Consider the following 14,163-nt stretch of genomic DNA (forward strand, 5'->3'; position numbering starts at 1 on the left):
AGTACCCCGCGTCACCGAAGGTGAACACGCCACCGTCGGCGGCCACCAACCAGTAACCGTGACCGTCAGACGTCGGCGTCATACCCACCACCGAGGCGTTGAGATGCTCGCCACCTTTCGAGCCGTAGTACGCCGCGTCACCGAAGGTGAACACGCCACCGTCGGCGGCCACCAACCAGTAACCCTCACCGGCCGGGCTCCCCTGCCCCTGCGAGGAGAAGACGGGTGTCCGGGCGACAGCGACCACCGGGGCGTTGAGATGCTCGCCACCCTTCGAGCCGTAGTAGACGGCGTCACCGAAGGTGAACACGCCACCGTCGGCGGCCGCCAACCAGTACCCGCCTTGATCCATGGTCTGAGCCATGCCGATCACGGGGGCGTTGAGATGCTTGCCACCCATCGACCCGTAGAATCCTGCGGATCCGAAGTTGAACACCCCGCCGTCGGTTGCGGACATCCAGTAGCCGCTGCCGGGGGGCGGCACATCGAAGATGTCGCTGCCGCCCGCCGTTGTAGTGATGGTGTTCGGGCTAGTGGTGGTGGAGCGGGCGCCCGCCAGCCAGATCCCGTAGAACTCGCCCGAGATGGTGTTACCGGTGATCGTGGTGCCGGTGATCACCGGGGTTGCCGGGGGTGGGATCTGCGTCGCGGCCACGACGATGGCGGCGGGAACGGGTGGCCCGTTGGTCGCCAGCCAGTCGTCGTTGGTGAAGGTGTTGTTGGTAATGCTCACGCTGGCCACGGTCGACCCCGGCGCGTTGGAGTGGACGACGACGCCGGGTTGGGCGGCACCGACAATGGAGTTCCCGGTGACGGTGATGTTCGACATCGACCGTCCCGCCACGATGATCCCCCCGATCGCCGGCCCGTGCGGACCGAACTGGCCGGGGGTGTCCTGGAGGGTGTTCCCGCTCACGGTGACACCGGTGACCCCGGCGGCCGGGACGTTCGCGGACACCGACGACACCACGATCCCGCACCCGCCGTAGTTGCCCGAGACGGTGTTGCCGGAGATGGTGTCGTTGCTGGCGGGGCTCGACGTGCCCGCACCAGGCGCGCCGTTGTCGACCTGACCGTCGTCGAAGACGCCGATCCCTCCGTCGGCGAGGTTGCCGGTGACTGTGTTGCCGGTGATGGTCGAGTCGGAAGTGCCGACCATCATCAGGGCCTTGTTGTCGCCGATGCCCGGGGTCGGCGCGACCCCGTTGTCTTTCACCGTGGAGTTCGAAATCGTGATGTTGTCCGAATCCTGGACGAAGATCCCGTGGTCGTTGGCGCCGCTCACTGTCACGGCGTCGATCGTGATGGCAGTGTGGCTGTTGTCGCTGCTGTTGTTCACGTAGATGCCGAAGTCACAGCCGGTGGCGTCGACCGTGGCGGGAAGCTTCGAAGCATCGCTGGCCTTCTGCACGACCTCGGCGGCGGTGAGCCCGGTCGACCCCGCCTGAACGCACGACGCCGCGCTCGCAGGAGGCGCCGCCGTGCCTACCTCGATGGCTCCACCGACACTGCAGGCCAGCGCCAGTGAGAGGAAGATCCGGGGGAGGCTCGTTCCCCGCCCGGCACCGATCCATTTCCTTGACAATTTTTCCCTCCGTCGTCTCGAACTGAACTGCAATGCCCGCTATGCGACTGTCACCGGCTCACGGCCGCACTCAGACGCACACGGCACACCCAACAAGTGCTCCGGCCCACGATCCGGGGGCCGGGTCGAGTCCCGCTAGGCGCGGGCGTCGACCGTCGAGGCGCGCACGATCGCTACCGATGGCGAGCAGCGGGCAATGCCGCAATGCACGCCGAACCTGCTGCTGCCCTGCAGCTGCCATTCGCTTGCCCCTCCCGCACATCCACAACCTTGTCGCCTCGCGGCAGCAAGTGGAACCCAGCAAGGTCACGGGCCTGTCGAGAGAATGTCGCGACACCGCAACAATGCCCACACCACTCAATCAGAGCAGTTGCGCACGATCAACAGATGCGGGGACATCCGGTGGGCGACCGGCCACGAACGCCCCTCGGTTTGCCCGATGGCGAAGTCCCATCTGCCCCAGCCGCCAATCCACCTTACGAGAGGTCCCTCTCGGCGCGACCGGTCTGTGGCGAGACCCTGTTGGCGTCGCCGAAGCTGACCGTGATGACCTCGCCGGCCGCGCGCCCCTGGGCAAACCATGCCCCTTCATGAGCCCGGCCGTTCACGACCCGTGCGCTGCCCACGCGAACCGCCGCGTCGGCGGCTACGGCTTCCCAACACCGAAACTGTCCGGTCGGGCGCCGTCAGCTCAGAACCTGGAGACGGCGGGGGCGGCGCGGGAGCTACCTGACTATCTCGGTGAAGACGATGTCCCTGGTCTCCTGCTCGTCGAAGCGCACCCCGTGGGACTCCGCGACCTTCCTGCGCCCGGGCTGGATGCCGAGATAGGCGTCGATCGCCTCGCTGGTCTCCCACGCCGACCCGACGACGGCCTTGCCCGCGGTCCGGTCGATCAGGTTGTGCAATCCGCAGAAGCCCGGTTGGGCCTTGAAGACGGGGAACACCTCGCTGTTGAAGAAGTCGATGACGTCATCGACGCTCGCCGGGTCCATGCTGAGCCGGGTGATCAGCAGCTTGCAGTCCGCGGTGATGGGCTGCACCGCTCCTGCCGCGGCCACCTCGAGGTTCTCGACCGTGAGGTCGCCTCCCACGACCCCGAGCGCCTCCTTACGAGCCTTTCCGAGGGCGCTGTCACTCGAGTCCCGATCTTGCTCGCTCGCCCAGATCGACAGGACGCCGAACACGTTCGCCGAGCGGTTGGCGCTGGCGGTCACGCCTCGGAACCCGGACTGGGCTCTGATCATGGGGAGTGCCTCCTCGCGGAGATAGGCGGCCCCGCCGTCGATGTCGGTGGCACCTCTGAACGTCAACAGTCGTGTGTGCATGTGTAACCCCCTCTGCTTATACGACCTTCCCGACGGACGGCCTGGTGGCCATCCGACGACGACATTCTGGCGCGGGACCTTCGTCAGCAACAGACCCGCCATACCATGCAGCAAGTGCGTCATCTCCATCACAAGCCCGTCGGCAGGATGGGGAGCCGCCAGTTGCGGTCGGGTCCCTCGCCGGCGACCGGCCATGGCCTGCTCGAGTTGCAGCGCCTGGCAGGCAACCAGGCAGTGACGAAGCTGTTGGGATCACGACCGGCGCTGAGCAGCGCGGCCCAGTCCCGCTTCGACGCGTTCGTGTCTGCTGCCCAGTCGGCCGGTCTCGGTCTTCGCGCCGCCCAGCAACTGTGGGCGATCGGCGGGGGCGCCGGAACGGACCCGGTGACCGGATTCGATCCCGTCGGCGATCGCACTGCTGACAAACAGCGGGTGGTCGATTACGCCGCCGAAGCGGGTGGCAAGGCCTTCTCGGTCGACGTCGACGTCGGCAACCTCGCCGGGTTCAACGCCGCGATGGGCCACACAGGTGCTGATGCCGTCTTCGGGGAGATGGCGAACATGGTGCAACGCCACCTTTCCGTCCCCGGCGCCCAGGTCCAGGCCGCCCGGTCCGGGGGTTCGAAGCTCAGCTTCACGGTCGTGGCGGTCGGATCCGAGGAGGCCGCGTCTTTAAAGCACCGCTTGGATGCAGCGGTCTCCGACGCTCGCGTCCAGTTGCGCGGCTATGTGCGCAACGCCGGCCTGGCCGACACGCCCAACCCGAAAGGTGCCAGCGGGCCCGACGTGAACATCTCCGTCGAGGAGATCGCCGCGCAAGCACCAGCGATCCGGTCGGGCCCTACCTCGGGCGGTCCCGAGCAGGCCACGGACTTGACCGGCGGCGGTTTCGTCGGCTCGGGCGCCGACCGGCGCCGGCGCTTCGTCGTCACCGCCATGGGATTTGGCGTCACGGCCGAGGCGGCCGCCGGCCTCTACAAGCTCACCTCGGGCGGCCAACTCGACCCGCTCACGGGATTCGCCCCCGCCGGAGACCGGCTCCCGACGATCGACCGGGCGGCTGCTTACACGGGCGAGACGGGCTACCAGGCCGCCTACGTCGAGGTCGACATACGCAACCTGGGAGGCTTGAACGCCGCCCTCGGCCGGGACCAAGCCGACGACGTGCTGCGGACCCTGTCGACGACGGTGGAGCAGCGGCTCGGTCCGTTGGGAACGGTCGCCGCGTTCCGTCACGGCGGCGACGAGGTCAGCTTCGTGGTGGTCGCCACGCGCTCGCTCGCCGACCATCAACTGGTGTCGGACGTGAGGGGCGTCCTGTCGGAGGCGGCGACGCAGGGACGGTCCCGCTACTCGCATCTCGAACAGGTGGAGCATCCCAAGTACCCGGGTGACCGGACCCGGGGCGGCACGGGTATCGCGTTCGGGGTGGCGGCGATAACACCCGGATCGGATCCTCTCCGCGTCTGCGCCGCCGCCGATCTCGAGGTGGAGGACCAGAAGCGCCGGACCGGCCGAGCGACCTGAGGCGCCAGCGACCGCCCGGTCGCGCGCTGTTCACCGGGGGGGTGATCGCACGGCGTCGCCTTGCGGCACTGCCGACCAGCCGGACCATCGCCGCACGTCGACTGCCAGCACCTGACCGCCCGGACGCCGCGTTTGGTACTGCGGGTACCGGCCGGCGAGGAGCTCCACCGCCCGGTCGGCTTCAACGGTGCCCGGGTCGAGCACCCTGGCCGTCCCGTCGGCCCGGGCCCACCACAGCCGGTCCCAGTCCTCGCTGTACTCGTCGACGAGGATCGACACCGACGGGTTCTCCGCGACGTTTGCCAGGCGCTTCAGCGACGTCGAGCGCTTGGGCTTGTGGTCGACCGCGCTGACCACGGTGTCGCACGCGATGGCGAACACGATCGGCACCAGGTGCGGGCGACCCGAACCGTCCGCGGTGGCCAGCCGGGCGACCCGCGCCTCGGAGAACCGACGGCGGGCCTCCTCCCCGGTCACACCCCGTGCGCCTCAGCGACAGCGGCTTCGAACCTGTCCAGCGCTGCCTCGACGGGCCCGCGACCGGCGGACGGCAACCAGTGGATCGCCCGGCGGAACCCGGCCTGCTCGAACTCGGCGATGACCCGGGCGTCCGCGGGCACGCCCATCACCATCAGGTCGACCGGACGGTCCGCGCGTGCTCTGAGCTCCACGGCGCGCTCGAGGATGTGGTTGCGCGCGTAGTTGGGCATCCATGCGTCGCCGAAGCGGAGCACCCGGTCGATCACCGTCGGGCCGTTCCCGCCGACCAGGACCGGCGGGTGCGGGCGTTGCGCCGGCTTCGGCCAGGACCAGATCCGATCGAAGTTCACGTGATCGCCGTGGTAGCTGGCCTCATCGTGGGTCCAGATCGCCTTCATCGCCTCGACCCGCTCGGCCAGGACCGCCATCCGCCGGCGGGGGTCGGTGCCGTGGTTCTGCATCTCCTCCCGGTTCCACCCCGCGCCGACACCGAACTCGACCCGCCCGCCGGAGAGGACATCGACACTGGCCACCTCCTTCGCGGTGGTGATCGGGTCGCGCTCGATCACCAGGCAGATGCCGCTGCCTATCCGAAGCCTGCTCGTAGCGGCCGCCGCCGCGGTCATCGCCACGAACAGGTCGTAGGTGTGGGCGTACTTGCGCGGCAGCTCACCGCCGCCCGGGTAGGGGCTCAGGCGCGACGCCGGGATGTGGGTGTGCTCGGGGAAGAACAACGACTCGTGCCCTCGCTCCTCCACCAGCCGCGCCACAGCAGCCGGGTCGAGCGCGTAATGAGTCGGAAAGATCGCAACGCCGGTCTCCATCACCGCAACGCTAAGGCATACGCGCCGCCCCCCGAGCACCCACACCGACGGCTCGAGCTAACCCGTGACTGCCCGCCCCGGATCGGGCTTCCCAGCGCGCCCAGAGGGAACTCGGTGGCGTCGTGTCGATGCCAGCGACCGCGCCGCCTCCTGGGCCAGCCGAGTGGCGGGGATCGTCGACCCACACCCCCATCACGCAGAGCTCCTCGCTGGACGGCCGCTGCAGCCCCCTCGGTTCGCCGCTAACCGACCGCTGCCATGAACCTCTCGAGCTCGCCGGGGATGTCCGGGCCAGCCGGCTGGTAGGCGATCTCGGACACACCGATGCTTTCCAGCTGGGCGACCCGCTCACGCAGCTCCGCCGCCGTCCCCGTAAACGTCATCGCCGGCAGCAGCGAAGCCGCCGCTCGAACCGCCGGCAGGTCGCGCTCGGAAACCTTCACGAGATGGTCCTCGTGCACCGCGAGGTGGCGGTGGCTCTCGGACTGCTCCTCCACCGCCTGTCGCCACTGCGACCCGCCGGGCAGGCGGTCGACGCCCTGAGCACCCTGTCGCTCGTAGAGCGCGTGGAACACGACGGCAAGGGCGTGCCCCGCCGCCTCGATGACCCGCTGGCTGTCGGGCGCCTCACCTTCGCCGAGAACCGTCCCGAACGCGAGCATCGCCCTCCACGCCGGCAGGTCCTCCCCCGCCGGCGGGAGAGCGGCGGCGAAGATCCCGTCCCCGAGCTCCTCGGCGACGCGCTGGCCCTTCGGCCCGTCGGCGCCGATCAGGATCGGTACGTCGATCGGGCGCGGGCTGCGAAGCCGTCGGGGTGGATCATGCGGATGACCGCGCCCTCCCAAACGGCGTCGTCGCCGCGCAGCAGCGCGCACAGGGTCCTCACGTACTCGGCGACGTCGGCCCAGCGCATGGAGCGCTGCCCGAGCGTGTACCGGCCGGTGAACCCTGATCCGATGGCCACCGCCACACGGCCCGGCGCCATGCCGGCCAGGGTGGCGATCGCAGCCGCGTTGAAAACCGGCCGTCCACCTCGCTGAGCCGCCGCCGGCGCGCGTTCTGGTGGACGGGACGGCGGCAGAACCCCCCTTCTGGGCGCCATGACCCTTCGCTGTCAGCGCAGCTCGCGCTTGGCGGTCTCCCAGCGCTCGCGGACGCCCCACGCGTCGACCCACGATTCGATGTAGCGCTCGTCGAGCTCGTGGCCCTGAGCGAAGATCGACTCGATATCGGCCCGGTCCCGCGGCCGCCACGCCAGCAGCTTGTGGATGATCACGTCCTCGACGGTGATGACGCCTCCGACCGCCCTGTCCATCGCCGTCTCCTGGTACGCCGTCTCGGCCAAGAGGATGTCGACGGCCACGCCTTCGCCCCGGATGAACACGACATACGGCTCGGAGGATCCCGGTTCGGCCACGGCGTGGACAGCGAAACCCGCTGCGCGCATCGCCTCCTCCACTCCGACCAGAGACCGCGCCAGTAGGTCCACGTCGGTGGTCTCGCGCGGCGTGGCCCGGTAGCGCGATGCCGCCACTGCGCCAATCACCACCGACTCGATCCCGAGAGCCTCGAGCCGACGACGAATATCAGCGACGAAGGAGTCCGAGATCTCTGGCAAGACGGTGCAACTCCGGCTCGGTCTTCAGCGGCGGGATACCCAGTCGTGCCCGATCGGCGTCGGCATCCGCGATGCGGCGCGCCCGCGAGTCGGCGGTCCCCTCGTCGGTCGACTCCGCGGTTGCGAGCGCCGAGACCTGGCGGTCGAACGCCTCGCGGTCCTCGGAGCTCACCAGTTGCGGAGCAGCATCGCCGGAGGCTCGAGAAGAAGCCATGTTCACAGTCTGGCTCACTCGCCCATCCGACCGAAGAACCAAGCGCCCGCAGATCTCCGTTGGACGGGATGGACGGCGAATGAACGGTTGGGGAAGAGGCGGCGGGACCAGAGGCGCCCGGGTCGCTGCGCTGTCGCTCCGAACGACCCGGCCGCCTCCCGGCTCCCGCCCCTCTCCTCCTGCTGCTGTTCCGACGCCGCGCCCGTCCGTTGCGGTCAGATCTTGATGGCCGCCACCATCGCTCCCACCAGCCCGCTGATGATGGTGACGGCTCTCCTCGCTGATGGCCACAACAGCCTCCTCGGCAGATTGTGCGTTCCGGCGATTGCGGGCAGCTGTTCTGGTTGATTCCGGACGAGCCTCGCGTTCCCAGGAGTTGTAACCCCTCATGTTTTGGGAGTTCACCCCCCTCATGTTTTGGGAGGTCCGGTCCCGAGACACTGGTAGGATGACCACATGGCCGGACAGTTGCAAGGCGTGGTCGCCCGTCGCGTGTCCTCGATCCTGACTGTTCTCACTCAAGAGGAGCCGGTCATCGCTCTGCACGGTCCGAGGTCAGTCGGAAAGTCGACGGTCTTGCGCGCGCTTGCGTCGGATCGTGGAGTACAGGTGATCGACCTCGACGACCCAGCGGTTCTTGAGGCGGTCCGCGCCAGCCCCGCAGCGGCTTTGGGCGGACCTGCCCCGTTGTGTCTGGACGAGTATCAGCACGCCCCGGAGCTCTTGGACGCGCTAAAGGCTCGACTGAACCGGGAGGGGTCGTTGCCCGGGACTGCCGTCCTGACCGGTTCGACTCGTCAAGATGCGTTGCCTCGAACCGCTCAAGCGCTTACCGGCAGGCTGCACTCGCTGACCATCTGGCCTCTGTCTCAGGGTGAGATCTCCGGCGTCGAGGAGAACCTCCTTCCTGCTTTGCGGGCCGACGCCGACGCAGCGGTTGCCTCGTTGTCGGCGTCGCCGACCACCCGGACCGAATACATCGACAAGGTCGTGGTCGGTGGCTTCCCGTTGGCGGTCGGCCGGCCGTCACCGGCGGCCCGCAACCGCTGGTTCGATGACTACGTCACCCAGTCCTTGGAGCGAGACGCCGTCGAGCTGGTACGCGTACGTCAACGGCAAGCCTTGCGTGAGGTCTTCAACCGGCTGGCGGGTCAGACGGGACAGCTGGTTAACCTCAGTCAAGTCGGTGGCAGCCTCGGAATCGACCGCAAAACGCTCGAGGACTACGTCGAGCTGCTCGAGGATCTTTTCCTGGTCGCCCGGTTGCCTGCCTGGGGCAAGACTCTGCGTGCTCGAGCCGGCTCCAAACCGAAGGTGCACGTCGTCGACTCCGGTCTGGCTGCCCGGCTTCTGCGGCTGACCCCGGCCAAGCTTGCCAGCCTGGTTCCCACCGCACTGACAGAGCTAGGGAACTTGCTCGAAACCTTCGTCGTAGGCGAGCTTCGTAAACAGGTGTCCTGGCTTGACGAGGGCGTGACTTGCGGGCACTGGCGTACCGCAGACGACGACGAGGTGGACTTCATTATCGAGTTCGACGACGGGGGAGTTCTGGCGTTCGAAGTGAAGGCCGCTGAGCGGGTCACGAGTGGCGATTTCAAGGGCATGAGGAAACTGCGGGAGGCGCTGGGGAAGCGTTTCCTGGCGGGTGTCGTACTCAGTGCCGGTCCTCGTTCGTACACCTACGAGGACCGTCTACACGTGATGCCCGTAGACCGGTTGTGGAGAACAGCCCCGTAATCACCATTAGTCGGCGGTGCAACTTCACAAGGGAGGAGAGGCAGCGGTACCGGGGTCGCCCGGGTCGCTCCGCCACCGCCGCGAACGACCCGGCCGCCTCCCGGCTCCCGCCCCTCTCCCCCGCGCATCGCCGTGTTCGTGCGTTGCGATCAGATCTTGATGGCCGCCACCATCGCACCCACCATCACGGCCATGAAGCTCATGAGCGCGTACAGCAACGAGCGGAACCCGCTGATGGCCATTCCGGCCTCCCCGGTGGCTCAGATCTTCTGCAGAGAGAACTGACCCGTTCTCCGAGGGGCGGACCCAGTGTAGGTCCAGCAACGCGACACGCCTTCAAACACCGAGCTGCGGAAGGCCGCTCTGGACTCGACCTCTCATCCTGACAATCCGTTTGTGGCTTGTCAGGCCATAACCGAGCCCTTCGACGATTCGGGCCGGTGTTGGATGTGGCCGGCCTCGCCGCCAAGGATCGGCGGGGACCCCTATGGGCCGCCCCTGCGGGGGAACCCGCATACCGCCAGGGGGCGGGCGCCTGCGGCGCCCTCGGCCCTCCCCGCCGATCCTCTCGGCCGGCTGGCGACAACTAGGAAGACAGCCCCGATAGCGGTGTGCGGATTCCGGAGGCTGGACGGGGAGCGCTGGCCGGTTCGGCAGCAGGGGCCGGATTAGGGAGGGGTGTCGTCGAACGGACCGCCGGAGGTCGTACCCGCTGGGTCGTCGAACGGGCCTCGTGCCGGGCCGGCGGTGTCGGGTGGGTCGTCGAAGGGGCCGTAGTCGGGCGGGGGCTGCCACTGCCAGTTGCCCGGCTCGCCGAAGAGGAGGGCGCCCTGGGTGGTGATCTGGTCGTGATGGCCACCGCGGCCCCCGCAGGTCCGCGCAAGCTCGTCGAGTACGGTGTGACGGGACTTCTCGAACGGGGGGCTGTGATGGATCTCCAGCCCGTCGGTTCTCTCACACGCCGGGACGACACAGCAGGGGTCTCGCACCTCCAAGGCGGTTCTCTGCATCGCGGTCGGATAACGCCCCAGGTGCGCGAGCCTTCTGATGTCAACCCCGTCGGTCACCACCGCCGCCAAGAACGCGTCCGCCATGACCTCACGTGCCACGGCGACGGGAACCTGCCCGAAACCTTCGATCTCGCAGCGCTCACCGTCTTCGGCGTAACCGCGCAACAGGGCTTGGCGGTCCACGACGACGATGAGCTTCGCCGGGACCTTCGACTTCGCGGGCCCCGACCCCAGCAGTGTCGGCGCGGTGGGACTCTCGGCGCCGGCCCGATTCGCCGCGGCGGTCTCGGCCAACGCCAACAGGGCGTCCGCCCGGTAACGCTGGGTCGGCTCTCTTGTGCCGGCCTTGCGGTAGGCGTTGAACGCCTCCTCCTCAAAGGGAGCCAGGCACGCCCTGAAACGCGCGAACGACAGGGCGTCCATGCGGGCGTCAACCCGACCCGACCCGTCAGCTTCTGTCCAAAGCCGGCAGTAACGACGCTCCCTTTGACGGTCGTAGTTGGCCTGGTCCTCCTCGCGCGACTTGGCCGCCAGGCGCGCCGCACGACACGACTGCTTCAACCCCTTGAAACCCCGCTTGCGCGCGTCGTCCAACAGGCGCGGAGCCGCCTGGGGGTTCTGCGCGACCGCCGAGGCTATCTCCGCCGCCTGAGCCGCCGAGAGTTCCCCGGACCTCAACGCGTCCGCGACTTCGGGTTGAGAGACGAGCTTGCCGGCGGTGTCCAGGGTTCGCTGCGCGGCCGCCGGGGCAACCCCCGACAGCTGCGACAGCCACTGCGGGGCCGAGCGCGCCCCGCTCTTGGACCACTCGTTGCACTCCACCGCGCGCGACAGCATCAAAGTCTTCCCCGCAGCGCAAAGGCGCTCACCGCGCTCGAACAGCTTCACCAGGCGGGCAGCGTCGGACCCCGAGGTGCACCCGGGCTGGAGGCCGTCAACCAGCCCCGCCAAAACCTCGAGCACCTCGGACAACGTCATATAGTCAAGACTAACGAGAGGGTGTGACAATCACCCAGGAGCAAGACGAACCGCAGGGAGGGCGGCGGAGTTGCACATGTCGGTGAACCCGGACCTTTCAACACTTTTCTGCGGACATCCGCAGAAACCTTGAGAAAGGGCGTCGGCTCCCGAAGTCGTTTCGCGACGAACCGCACCGCCGCCGCTACCGGCGACGCGCAGGGGTCGGCGACATCCTGGGGCCGTACCGAACGTCCGAGGAGATGCGCCGTCAGGGCCGAGAGCGCTACCGACTCAAGCAGGAGAAAGCCGGCAAGACCGTCCGACCGTACCGCAGGCGGGAACAGCCACCATCACCATCCTACGACCCTGACGAAGAGCCGTTCTAACAGGCTGTGTCCTATTTGGTGACGCCGAGCGGACGGCGAAGATTGAGCTGAGGGAGGCCGTCTGGCCTCCCTCAGTTGTTAGCTTTCAGTCGCTGCGACGGCTTGACGCAGCCGCTGGATGTCTTCGGTCGTCTCGTACCAAACCCGGTCGGCGACAATCTGGTCCGGTGCGTAGTGAGCGTAAAGGTTTCTGGTCCGGACGAGCTCGGCCCATGGTTCGGTGCCGTGGTCCACGCCGGCCTCCCGGCAGTGGCGGTCGGCGAGGTTGCCTGCGTAGATCCACAGGCGCTCGACTGACCAGCGTTGGCGGGGGTCATCATCAAAGGCTTCTCGGCCTTCGGCTATGAGCTCGGCTATCTGGTCGAGTACCCGGGCCAGTTCGGCCAGGGTCGCACTCACAGTTGCTCGGTATCGACCTGTTGCGCAGCGGGGGCGTCGTCACTGATGACGTTGACCCACGCTCCGATCGTCTTCGCAGCAGCCTCGGCGTAGCGCATCAAGGTGGCGTATCCGGGGTCAGTGGTGTGGACAATCACGGTGCCCGCTACATCGACACGGGGATGCGAAAGCCCGTAGCGTCCGGCGAGCTGGCGCAGGGCACTGCGTGCGGCGAGCACCTCGGCCCGGGTGGCGCTGCGGTCACCTGTCGCCAGATTCGACATGGCACTCATCGTACCGTTCACCTCCTTCAGTGGTCGTTCGTTTGGTGGTGAACTCTGACCTTGAGTGCGCCAAGGACGATTTCTACGCCCGGGTGTCAGGTCTCGCCATCGGTGATCTCGGCGAGGCGGCGTCGAGATCGGCGTGCAGGGCGACGACATCCTCGTCGGAGAGCCCGTTCCGAAGCTTCTGAGCGAAACGGTCGAGAGTCTCCCGCTTCGGGCGGGGCTGCCAGCGGCCGGTGACCCTGGCATCCGGCTCTCTGCCGAAGGTGTCGCTGTCCGCATCGTAGATGCGGTGGGACACGGTCACCCGAACAGGCTGTCCTGCCTCCATGGCTCCTTCCTACTCCTTCAGAGGTGAAGCTGCTTCGCTGACTCGTTGTACCGCTCGGCTGGGACGAGTCGCAGGCATCCACAACGGAAGCCGGCACGCCCCAAGCGACCACTCGTCCCCACTACATCTTGTGTCTGCATAGTTATCGAGATAGCCCCTATCGCAGAAACCCCTTGAAAACCCCGCCCCGTGTGAGCGACCACCGCTCTGCCGCGCTCTGGGTCAGCGGCCCTGCGTCTCTGGGTGGATCAGATCTTGATGGCCGCCACGACGCCGCCCATCATCGCGGCGAACCGCACGGTTGACGCCTGCCCTGGCGCGGATGATGTGATCGGGGCCGGTTTGCTCGAACAGCCGTAGCGGCTCGGAAGACCGGCGGCCTTCAACGAAGGGACCTCCGCCTCTTACGCACGAGCAGCGAATCGTGGCAGCAATGGGGTCCGTGACGGACGAACAGGTACAGCAATACACCGGCATCGGGACTGCGGTCGGAGCGGGTTTGGGCGCGACGATTGGGGTTCTCCTTGGAGGTTGGGCAATCGCGCTGGGTCTCGCTGTGGGCGCTGGCGTTGGAGTCGCTGTCGGCGCTGCAATGGACGCGCGACGCAACAAGCAGCGGGCGTAGGAGCCATCCGGGTCGCTCCGCTGCCGCTCCGAACTACCCGGCCGCCTCCCGGCTCCCGCCCCTCTCCCCCTGACCTATCCGTCGTCCTGTTCGTCCGTAGCCTCAGATCTTGATGGCCGCCACCATCGCGCCCACCATCACGGCCATGAAGCTCATGAGCGCGTACAGCAACGAACGGAACTCTCGGGGAATCCCATCGAGGCGCTCCAGCCGGCGGTCCACCTGCGTGAACCGCTCGTCCCAACGGCGATCCATCTCCGTGAACCGCTCATCCCAACGACGGTCCATCTCCGTAAGTCGGCGATCGGCCTCGGCGAAGCGCTCGTCCACCCGGTCGAACCGCATGTCGATGCGGCTCTCCAAAGCGTCGAGATCCCGCTTGGCAGCCACGTCGGCCCAGCCGGCGGGCGGCAAATGCTCCATCAGCACGGTGGCCTCCTTCGGCCCCAACACCTGCTCCAGCCGTTGGTAGAGATGGTGACGGCTCTCCTCGCTGATTGCTACAACAGCCTCCTCGGTCGATCGGGTCGAAAAGGAAGACTCGCCCGTTCTCCGAGGGGTTGACGAGAAGTGTACGCCCACCCTGCGACGCGCGGCGCCGCGGCGTATGTTGTGGTGCAGTCAGAGCCTGGGGGGTGATGCGGGTGGGACCGCTACGCCGAAAGTCGACAGCACTGCGCAGCATCGCGCAACGACAACCCGACGCGCTCAAGAGACCCCCGCTCGATCCCCCCTACCGTCTGCTGAAGGTCTGGCCGGTCCGCCGCTCCCCTGTGCGCTTCACCGAGGACCCCAGAGAGTGGATGGACGGGCATCCTCCTGAGGGAGCGGATTGCATGCCGAGCTGGCGGTCGCTGCGCAAGGCGAAACGCA

Annotated in this window: 17 protein-coding genes; 4 read left to right on the plus strand and 13 right to left on the minus strand. The window is 67.7% G+C overall.

The features are described 5' to 3' along the window. Together VNF71_14825 and VNF71_14830 are read right to left on the minus strand one after the other, a co-directional pair. A partial coding sequence (locus tag VNF71_14825) for a right-handed parallel beta-helix repeat-containing protein (GenBank protein ID HVA75829.1) occupies positions 1-1,585 on the minus strand: 1,585 nt, incomplete at its 3' end. 725 nt (positions 1,586-2,310) lie between these two features. Further along, complete coding sequence (locus tag VNF71_14830) at positions 2,311-2,913, minus strand: hypothetical protein (GenBank protein ID HVA75830.1); 603 nt, start codon at positions 2,911-2,913, stop codon at positions 2,311-2,313. Positions 2,914-3,027: 114 nt separating this feature from the next. Between VNF71_14830 and VNF71_14835 the strand changes: the two genes are divergently transcribed. Beyond that, positions 3,028-4,440, plus strand: coding sequence for a hypothetical protein (locus VNF71_14835; protein ID HVA75831.1), 1,413 nt, complete (start codon positions 3,028-3,030; stop codon positions 4,438-4,440). A 30-nt stretch (positions 4,441-4,470) separates the two neighbouring features. Here VNF71_14835 and VNF71_14840 read toward each other — a convergent pair whose 3' ends face one another. From VNF71_14840 to VNF71_14865, 6 genes are all read right to left on the minus strand, one after another. Further along, positions 4,471-4,917, minus strand: coding sequence for a TIGR03668 family PPOX class F420-dependent oxidoreductase (locus tag VNF71_14840; GenBank protein HVA75832.1), 447 nt, complete (start codon positions 4,915-4,917; stop codon positions 4,471-4,473). Further along, entirely contained in the window at positions 4,914-5,744 is an 831-nt protein-coding gene (locus VNF71_14845; protein ID HVA75833.1) for an LLM class F420-dependent oxidoreductase, read from the minus strand. The genes VNF71_14840 and VNF71_14845 overlap by 4 nt, the downstream gene beginning before the upstream one ends. A 242-nt stretch (positions 5,745-5,986) precedes the next feature. Next, positions 5,987-6,589: a hypothetical protein gene (locus VNF71_14850; GenBank protein HVA75834.1), complete on the minus strand. Its 603-nt coding sequence runs from the start codon at positions 6,587-6,589 to the stop codon at positions 5,987-5,989. Continuing rightward, positions 6,514-6,846 (minus strand): hypothetical protein, encoded by a 333-nt coding sequence (locus tag VNF71_14855; GenBank protein HVA75835.1) that lies wholly within the window; start codon positions 6,844-6,846, stop codon positions 6,514-6,516. Before VNF71_14855 ends, VNF71_14850 begins: the two co-directional genes overlap by 76 nt. A 12-nt stretch (positions 6,847-6,858) precedes the next feature. Continuing rightward, a complete protein-coding gene (locus VNF71_14860; protein ID HVA75836.1) occupies positions 6,859-7,362 on the minus strand; it encodes a hypothetical protein in 504 nt (167 codons plus the stop codon). Then, positions 7,331-7,594: a hypothetical protein gene (locus VNF71_14865; GenBank protein HVA75837.1), complete on the minus strand. Its 264-nt coding sequence runs from the start codon at positions 7,592-7,594 to the stop codon at positions 7,331-7,333. Before VNF71_14865 ends, VNF71_14860 begins: the two co-directional genes overlap by 32 nt. 438 nt (positions 7,595-8,032) lie before the next feature. Between VNF71_14865 and VNF71_14870 the strand changes: the two genes are divergently transcribed. Next, the gene (locus VNF71_14870; GenBank protein HVA75838.1) at positions 8,033-9,313 is read left to right on the plus strand and encodes an ATP-binding protein; all 1,281 of its coding nucleotides are present in this window, start codon (positions 8,033-8,035) and stop codon (positions 9,311-9,313) included. 668 nt (positions 9,314-9,981) lie between these two features. Here the strand turns inward: VNF71_14870 and VNF71_14875 are convergent. The 4 genes from VNF71_14875 to VNF71_14890 form a co-directional block, all read right to left on the minus strand. Continuing rightward, positions 9,982-11,301 carry a DUF222 domain-containing protein gene (locus VNF71_14875; GenBank protein ID HVA75839.1) on the minus strand — a complete coding sequence of 440 codons (1,320 nt, stop codon included), beginning with the start codon at positions 11,299-11,301 and terminating at the stop codon, positions 9,982-9,984. A 446-nt stretch (positions 11,302-11,747) separates the two neighbouring features. Further along, entirely contained in the window at positions 11,748-12,068 is a 321-nt protein-coding gene (locus VNF71_14880; protein ID HVA75840.1) for a HepT-like ribonuclease domain-containing protein, read from the minus strand. Continuing rightward, positions 12,065-12,331 (minus strand): hypothetical protein, encoded by a 267-nt coding sequence (locus tag VNF71_14885; protein HVA75841.1) that lies wholly within the window; start codon positions 12,329-12,331, stop codon positions 12,065-12,067. Before VNF71_14885 ends, VNF71_14880 begins: the two co-directional genes overlap by 4 nt. Before the next feature lie 82 nt (positions 12,332-12,413). Further along, entirely contained in the window at positions 12,414-12,641 is a 228-nt protein-coding gene (locus VNF71_14890; protein ID HVA75842.1) for a hypothetical protein, read from the minus strand. A 448-nt stretch (positions 12,642-13,089) separates the two neighbouring features. Here VNF71_14890 and VNF71_14895 point away from each other — a divergent pair, with 448 nt between their 5' ends. Continuing rightward, the gene (locus tag VNF71_14895) at positions 13,090-13,290 is read left to right on the plus strand and encodes a hypothetical protein (GenBank protein HVA75843.1); all 201 of its coding nucleotides are present in this window, start codon (positions 13,090-13,092) and stop codon (positions 13,288-13,290) included. A gap of 102 nt (positions 13,291-13,392) precedes the next feature. Here VNF71_14895 and VNF71_14900 read toward each other — a convergent pair whose 3' ends face one another. Then, entirely contained in the window at positions 13,393-13,719 is a 327-nt protein-coding gene (locus VNF71_14900; GenBank protein ID HVA75844.1) for a hypothetical protein, read from the minus strand. A 209-nt stretch (positions 13,720-13,928) separates the two neighbouring features. Between VNF71_14900 and VNF71_14905 the strand changes: the two genes are divergently transcribed. Further along, positions 13,929-14,163: hypothetical protein (locus tag VNF71_14905; GenBank protein ID HVA75845.1), on the plus strand; the 235-nt coding region annotated here is incomplete at its 3' end.

The organism is Acidimicrobiales bacterium (genome assembly GCA_035533095.1).
Lineage (GTDB): Bacteria > Actinomycetota > Acidimicrobiia > Acidimicrobiales > Palsa-688 > DATLUM01.

Excerpts from the sequence above, each read along its gene's own strand:
- VNF71_14875 (HVA75839.1), bottom strand. The coding sequence starts at position 11,301 with ATGACGTTGTCCGAGGTGCTCGAGGTTTTGGCGGGGCTGGTTGACGGC.
- VNF71_14845 (HVA75833.1), bottom strand. The coding sequence starts at position 5,744 with ATGGAGACCGGCGTTGCGATCTTTCCGACTCATTACGCGCTCGACCCG.
- VNF71_14830 (HVA75830.1), bottom strand. The coding sequence starts at position 2,913 with ATGCACACACGACTGTTGACGTTCAGAGGTGCCACCGACATCGACGGC.
- VNF71_14870 (HVA75838.1), top strand. The coding sequence starts at position 8,033 with ATGGCCGGACAGTTGCAAGGCGTGGTCGCCCGTCGCGTGTCCTCGATC.
- VNF71_14885 (HVA75841.1), bottom strand. The coding sequence starts at position 12,331 with ATGTCGAATCTGGCGACAGGTGACCGCAGCGCCACCCGGGCCGAGGTG.
- VNF71_14855 (HVA75835.1), bottom strand. The coding sequence starts at position 6,846 with ATGGCGCCCAGAAGGGGGGTTCTGCCGCCGTCCCGTCCACCAGAACGC.